At 66.4% G+C, this 6,902-nt stretch carries 6 protein-coding genes; 4 read left to right on the top strand and 2 right to left on the bottom strand.

From position 1 onward, the window contains the following. Positions 1 to 342: 342 nt before the first annotated feature. From ACY0I8_RS14865 to ACY0I8_RS14850, 4 genes are all read left to right on the top strand, one after another. Entirely contained in the window at positions 343 to 828 is a 486-nt protein-coding gene (locus ACY0I8_RS14865; RefSeq protein ID WP_461395366.1) for a hypothetical protein, read from the top strand. Between the two features lie 73 nt (positions 829 to 901). Next, the gene (gene phaE / locus ACY0I8_RS14860) at positions 902 to 2,086 is read left to right on the top strand and encodes a class III poly(R)-hydroxyalkanoic acid synthase subunit PhaE (RefSeq protein ID WP_461395365.1); all 1,185 of its coding nucleotides are present in this window, start codon (positions 902 to 904) and stop codon (positions 2,084 to 2,086) included. A 3-nt stretch (positions 2,087 to 2,089) separates the two neighbouring features. Continuing rightward, positions 2,090 to 3,154 carry a class III poly(R)-hydroxyalkanoic acid synthase subunit PhaC gene (locus ACY0I8_RS14855; protein ID WP_459942188.1) on the top strand — a complete coding sequence of 355 codons (1,065 nt, stop codon included), beginning with the start codon at positions 2,090 to 2,092 and terminating at the stop codon, positions 3,152 to 3,154. 27 nt (positions 3,155 to 3,181) lie between these two features. After that, positions 3,182 to 3,940: an SDR family NAD(P)-dependent oxidoreductase gene (locus ACY0I8_RS14850; RefSeq protein ID WP_461395364.1), complete on the top strand. Its 759-nt coding sequence runs from the start codon at positions 3,182 to 3,184 to the stop codon at positions 3,938 to 3,940. A gap of 99 nt (positions 3,941 to 4,039) precedes the next feature. Here the strand turns inward: ACY0I8_RS14850 and ACY0I8_RS14845 are convergent, their stop codons facing one another. Both ACY0I8_RS14845 and ACY0I8_RS14840 read right to left on the bottom strand, forming a co-directional pair. Further along, positions 4,040 to 4,588, bottom strand: a complete 549-nt coding sequence (locus ACY0I8_RS14845; RefSeq protein WP_461395363.1) for a MaoC family dehydratase — start codon at positions 4,586 to 4,588, stop codon at positions 4,040 to 4,042. A 466-nt stretch (positions 4,589 to 5,054) separates the two neighbouring features. Next, positions 5,055 to 6,746, bottom strand: coding sequence for an IS1634 family transposase (locus ACY0I8_RS14840; protein WP_461395362.1), 1,692 nt, complete (start codon positions 6,744 to 6,746; stop codon positions 5,055 to 5,057). Positions 6,747 to 6,902 lie beyond the last annotated feature (156 nt).

Genomic DNA, 6,902 nt, shown 5'->3' with positions numbered 1-6,902 from the left:
CTTGGGGGAGAGGGCCAGGGTGAGGGGGCCGGGCCGGCGGGTGGCACCGTCGGAGAAACGGGAATCCCAGAGGGGTTTGCCTCCCAGCCTCCCAGCTTCCCAGCCTCCCAACCGAAGTCCCCCGAAGGGTATCACGCCGCGCATTCACCGGAAACCCTTGGGCGCGTCGCCGGCGCTCGGAAAAAGTACTGAACAGGTATTCACCGGTTCCCCGCCAGGAAATATCCGTTCGGGTACCCGACTTTACCCTGTCGTTCTGTTGACGCAGTGCAGCACCGCAGTTAAGTTACGCCGACCTTCCGCTCTGGGAAACGAAAATCCGCACCCAAGGAGCCACAACCCGTGAACCCGAAACTGTGGGAAGAGTGGCTGCGCTGGAGCACCCAGATCCTCGAGGGAACCGGCGCGGCCCGCCAGGCGTTCGAGAGCCTCGGGACGAAGCCCCCCTCCCCGGAGGAACTTGCCCGGTGGGCCAAGGCGTGGCTCCCCGCCGAGTCCCGGCCGGCGGACCCGGGGGAACTCCAAGAGGTGTTGGAGCGGTGGTGGGATCTCCTCGGCGTGGTCCCCCGGTACCGCTATGTGGAACTCCTCCGCCGGTACGAGGAATTGAAAGAGCGGCTGGAGCAGGCCGAGGAAACGGTGCGCCACCTGCGCACCCTGCTGCGGGACAAGGAAGGGGTGGCGCCCGACGTGACCTCCGCGGTCGACCAATGGGCGGAGCTCACCCAGAAAGCCCTCGACGCCCAGATGGAGTGGGCGCGCACCTGGCTCGGGACGGGGGAAACCGGGACCGAGGGCAAGGCGAGACCCGAGGACAAAAAACGGTAGAGATGTGTGCTTCGGGACCACGGGCGGCCGTGGACCGAAGGCGGTTCCTGAGGTTCCACCAGGAGGAATGGACATGAACTGGGCCGAAGAGATGCAACAGGCTGCGAAGACCTGGACCGACTGGCAGAAGGCGTGGTGGGAGCAGTGGACGCCCCGCACCGGCGCCGAGGCCGGCAAGGGCGACGGCCCCTGGGCAGCGTGGGTGGAGGAGTGGCGCCGCAACTGGGCCCGGGCCCTCGAGACCTGGACCGGGCAGCGGCGGGGGCTGCCGCCCCAGGTGATCCGGTCGCTCTTCGCCGGGGAAGAGGTGTTCTTCCGGTTCGTGGAGTTCGTGACCCAGGGCCTCCGAACCCTGGCCCCCCGGCTCGAAGCCGGAGAGGACTGGTCGGACCTCCTTCGGCGGTACGTGGAGCAGGTGAAAAAGGACCTGGAGGAAGACCCCCTGCGCTGGCTTCCCAGCGCCCAGGGCGCGGCCCAGACCGCGCGGGAGCTTCCGGAGTTGTGGCGGCTCTGGGCCTCCGAGGCCCAGAAACTGGCGCTCCCCTGGCTCCGCTCGGCCCAGGAGTCCCGGGGGTACCTGGGCGAGGCCATGACCGGCGACCGTGCCGCGGTGCTCAAGATGATCAACGTGTTCTGGGACACCTACCAGAACACCCTGGGCCGGTACCTGGCCGCGCCGGCTATCGGCTACACCCGGGAGTTTCAGGAGAAGTTCACCCGGGCCTACGAAACCTGGCTCGAGATGCAAAAGGCCCAGGGCGAGTTCCAGGTGGAGATCACGAACGCGGGCATCCGGGCCCTCGAAACGATGCTTCGGGAACTCGTCGAACGGGCCGAGAAGGGCAAACCCATCACGAGCGCCCGCCAGCTCTTTGACCTCTGGGTGGCGTGCGCCGAGCGGGCGTACTTCGAGGTGGCGAGCACCGAGTCGTTCGCCCGGATCCAGGGCCGGTTCGTGAACGCCGCCATGCACTACAAGGTACACGAGCGCCAGCTCGTGGAGGAGTTCGCCCGGGCGTTCCACCTGCCCACCCGCACCGAGCTCGACGATGCGTACCGGCACCTCCACGAACTCCGGAGGGAGGTGAGGACCCTGCGGCGCGAGCTCGAGGCGCTCAAGGCCGAGAAGGCCGCGGCCCCCGCCGAGCCGGCACCCCCGCGCCGCGCCCGAAGGGCGGCCAAGCCTGCGGCGGACACCAAACCCGGTTCCCCGGCCAAGGCCGAGGGTTCCGATTCTACCGAGACAAAGGAGGGGTAAGCCGTGTTCCCGATCCAGATCAATCCCGACCAGGCGATCCATGAAGCCGTGGACTTCCACCGCAAGCTCGTCCGCGGCCTGGACTCCATCGTGGACATCCGCGAGATCGACGTGGCCCCCACGCCCAAGGAGGCCGTGTACCGGGAGGACGACGTCGTCCTGTACCACTACATCCCGAAGAAGAAGCGGCCCTGCAAGGTGCCCATCCTCATCGTGTACGCGCTCGTGAACCGGCCGTACATGGTGGACATCCAGGAGGACCGGTCCATGGTCCGCAACCTCCTGGAGCAGGGCATGGACCTCTACCTGATCGACTGGGGGTACCCGGACCGGGCCGAGCGGTGGCTGACGCTCGACGACTACATCAACGGCTACATCCATTCCTGCGTCGAGGTGATCAAGAAGCGCCACGGTCTCGATCAGATCAACCTCCTGGGCATCTGCCAGGGCGGCACGTTCAGCCTGTGCTACACGGCGCTCCACCCGGAGAACATCAAGAACCTGATCACCATGGTGACCCCCGTGGACTTCCACGTGAAGGACGGGCTCCTGAACATCTGGTCGCAGCACCTCGACGTGGACACCATGGTGGAGGCGTTCGGCAACGTGCCGGGCGAGTTCATGAACTGGGGCTTCCTGATGCTCAAGCCCTGGCAGCTCATGGTCCAGAAGTACGTGGGGTTCGTGTCGGTTCTGGACGACGAGGAGAACCTGCGGAGCTTCCTCCGCATGGAGAAGTGGATCTTCGACAGCCCCGACCAGGCCGGCGAGGCGTTCCGCCAGTTCATCAAGGAATTCTACCAGGGCAACAAGCTCATCAAGGGCGAGGTGGAGATCGGCGGCCGACGGGTGGATCTCAAGAACATCACCATGCCGGTCCTGAACATCTTCGCCAACGAGGACCACCTGGTTCCCCCGAGCTCGTCGAAGGCCCTGGAGAAGTACGTGGGCACGAAGGATTTCACCACCCTCTCTTTCCCGGGCGGGCACATCGGCATCTACGTGAGCAGCCGCTCCCAGCGGGAGCTCGCGCCCACCATCGCCAACTGGGTCAAGGAGCGGGTGTAGGGCCCGAAGGCCCGAAGGAGGCGGCCGATGAAGATCGAGGGATCCAGGATCCTGATCACCGGGGGCGCTCGGGGCCTGGGCCGGCAGTTCGCCCTCGACCTGGCCCAGGCCGGCGCCCGGGTGGGGGTGTGCGCCACGAGCGAGGAGCGGCTCCGGGCGTTCGCCGAAGAGGCCCGCTCCCAGGGCCTCGAGATCTGGACCCGCCGGGCGGATGTGGCCTCCGAGAGCGACGTCGTCGAACTGTTCGACGCGTTCGTGGGCCACTTCGGGGGCATCGATGTGCTCGTGGCCAACGCGGGGATCACGAGGGACGCGCTGGTGGTCAAGAAGAAGGACGGCACCGTCCAGACGATGCCCACGGCCTACTGGCGCGAGGTCCTCGACGTGAACCTGACCGGGGTGTTCCTGTGCGGCCGCGAGGCGGCCAAGCGCATGGTGGAGCAGGGCACCGGCGGGGTGATCGTGCCGATCTCGTCGGTGAACCGGGCGGGCGCCATCGGCCAGACCAACTACTCGGCCACCAAGGCGGGGCTCGACGCCATGACCGTGGTGTGGGCCAAGGAGCTCGTGCGCTACGGCATCCGGGTGGCGGCGCTCGCCCCTGGCTACGTGGCCACCGACATGACCGCCCAGATGCGAGAGGACGTGCTAAAAAAGATCGAGGCCATGATCCCCCTGGGCCGTCTCGCCCGGCCCGAGGAGATCTCCCACGCCCTCAAATTCATCTTAGAGAACGACTACGTGCACGGCCGGGTGATCGAGGTGGACGGCGGCCTGCGAATCTGAGCGGGTCCAGGCGCGTATCAGGGGTCAGAATTCAGGGGACAGGTGTCAGACAACACCTGTCCTCCGTCTTCTGTCCTCTGCCTTCTGATCTCCGAGCCCCTACCCCTCCAACGACTCGCGGATCGCCTCCTCGGCCGCCCGGCGCCGCTCGAGAACGGTGTCGCGGTAGGCCCAGAGGCTTTGCTCCAGGGCCCGCTTGCGCTCCTCGATCTCGTCGAGGGTTGCCTCGGGCATCTTTCGCCTGGGCGGCATGACCACGGCCTCCCCGTCCAGAACCACGACCCCGTCCTGGTTGGTGCAGGTGGTTTTGAGGCGCACCCGGTTTTTTTCCGGGTCCACCTCGAGCACCTCGACCTCCGCCGTGATCCGATCGCCGATCCGCACCGGCGCCTTGAACTTCAATGTCTGGCTCACGTAGATCGTGCCCAGACCGGGCAGTTTCCCGGCGATCACGGCCGAGATGAAGCTCGCGCACAGGATCCCGTGGGCGATCCGGCCCTTGAAGAAGGTCGACTCGGCATAGGCGTCGTCAAAATGGATCGGGTTCGTGTCGCCGCTCGCCGCGGCGAACAGCGCGAGATCGGCCTCGGTAACCTCCCGCACGAGGCTCGCTCGATCGCCGACCCGGATCTCTTCCACCGTCTTCATCGCCGGCACTCCTTTCCATGCTGGAAGGCTGAGAAACTGGACCGCTGGAAGGCCGCGAGGGGCGACCTGTTCGCGGCAACCGTATTGCTAAGGCCAACGGAAGTATTGTCAGATCCCCGTCGTTTCTACGGAAACCCGCGGTGGGCTGGTGGAGAACCGGGGGCGGCCCCTCACCTCGCCGCGCCATCACCACGCCTAGGTCGCTTTGGAAGATCCGGACCGTCCGCCACCGCCGCACCGGCCTGCCGAGCCGGCAACGGCATGGAAAGGCGCGGCGATCGGGTGCCGCACTCGCGCCCGGCCGGAAGCAGGCCCCATGCCCTCGCGATCTCCTTGCGCGCCTGTATTGACGCCGGGTTGATACCTGGGTTTCGGAGCTCTAGGGCGACACGGAGGGAAATCCCTCGTATCTTCGGGATGTTCCACTCGTGCCCTTGTGAACGTGTGTATCTATCGTTTCTCGGGGCTATCCGGGACTCGTCCGGATGCCAAAAACCCTCTTAGGCTCTGTAATCTCTAGGCTTTTGAAGATCTGTCGCTGTTCAGGGGTGATCTCCGAACGCTGGAAGAATCGATGATCTTTCGCTTCGAACTCCCCGGCCGTGAGCCCCGAAAGAGCGTGTGCGATCCGCGCCCAACTCTTCCCGCATCGGTGCTCCGCCACCCGTTCCAGAAGAAGCGCCAGCACGCACAGCTTCACGTGCGCCACGATCCGCTTCTCCAGCCGATGCCACATCGGCGTCATCCGGATCTGCGTGCGCTTCATCGACCGGAAGCACCGCTCGATCACCATCAGCCCCCGGTAGCCCTGGACCGCATGTTCCACACGCAGTGTGTCGTCGTTCGTCTCGATCACCCACTTGCCGTCCGTGCGCTCGGCCCGGCGCACCGCCGCCCGGTCGATCCGAAGCGTCTTCTTCCCCTTGCCCCCCACCGTGAGGTAGCGGCCGTAGCGCTGGGAGGCCCGAAGCTCCGCCGCCCACTTCTGGGTGGCGTCCAGGCTCGGATGCCGGGCCAACTCCTCTTCCAGTTCCCGGAGCACCTCCTCCCGGCGGGCACGCTGGCGCTCGGCCTCCCTGGGGTTGTAGCACAGGATCGTGCGCCTCCGGCGCACCCCCTGCCCGATAACAACCTCTTTGGCCCAAAGGTTCTCCCCAAACTTCCGGTACCGTCCCGCCCGGGAGAGCACCTCGTCGCGGATCTCGCTTTCCCCCAGTGGGGTAGCCAGGATGTAGTGGCCGCACCCCCGCGCCAGGGCCTCCCGGTTCCCGGCCGAGTTCATGCCCGCGTCCCCCACGAACACCACCCGCCCCAGCCGCCAGTCCCGCAGATCCTTGCGCACCCGCTCCACCGTGGTGACGTCCGTGGTGTTCCCCGGGAACACCCAGCTCCGGACCGGAAACCCTTCGCGCGTCACGGCAAGCGCCACCACCACCTGCGGGCTCCAGGTTCCCTCCTTGGAGTGCCCAAACCGCCGAATCCCCTCCGACGACGCATCGTCTTCCTCGTCGATCGCAAACGAGGCCGTCGTGGTGTCGTAGAAGATCACGTCCACGGCCAGGTTCAGCAGATCCGCCGTGTGGAAGAACACCTCCCGCTCCACCGCCTCCGCGTGCTCGTAGAGCCAGTCCATGGCTTCGTAGAGCCGGTCCAGACCCAGCCCCCAACACGAGGGCAGGTACACCCGCCCCAGCCACCGCTCCCACACCCCCAGTTTGGACTCCGGCGCACTCAGACGGTTGGCGACCATGGCGAATACCGCCCGCTCGTACCCACGCCCCGTGACCCGGCTCGTGCGCTCCAGCTTCCGAAGGCACGGCCCGATCCCCAGCCGCTCCCACAGGGCCTCGGCCAGCCACACGATCCCAAACTCCCGGCTCCCCAGGAACCGCACATCCCCGGGAAGGCCGGCCTCCTCCCCCGAGGGACCTTCGGCCGCGTCCATGTCTGGGTCCTCCACCCGGACCCCGCAGACCCGGGCGATCGAGCGGCACAGCCGCACCAGGGCATCGCGGTCCAGCTCGTCCGCCCGGCCGAAGTTGTGGATGACCCGGGCCGTGGAGCGCTTGCGCTGGGGATCCCACTCGTTGTGGGCGAGCTGGTAATAGCGGACGACGGAGCCGTCCTTGTTCCGGCGGGAGGTGGCTCGGATGTACATGCCTATCAGAATAGCGTGTACTCGCTGCCACTGCAATACTCTTTGCATGTGACGTGTATCTATGCATTCCGGCGATTTTCCGAACCCACCTCCAATGAAATCGAGGGGTTGCGATCCGAGAAACCCCGACATGTGCTCAAATCTCCGAAACCCAGG

It is taken from the genome of Deferrisoma sp. (genome assembly GCF_054681715.1).
This window is presented reverse-complemented; position numbering and strand designations above follow the sequence as displayed.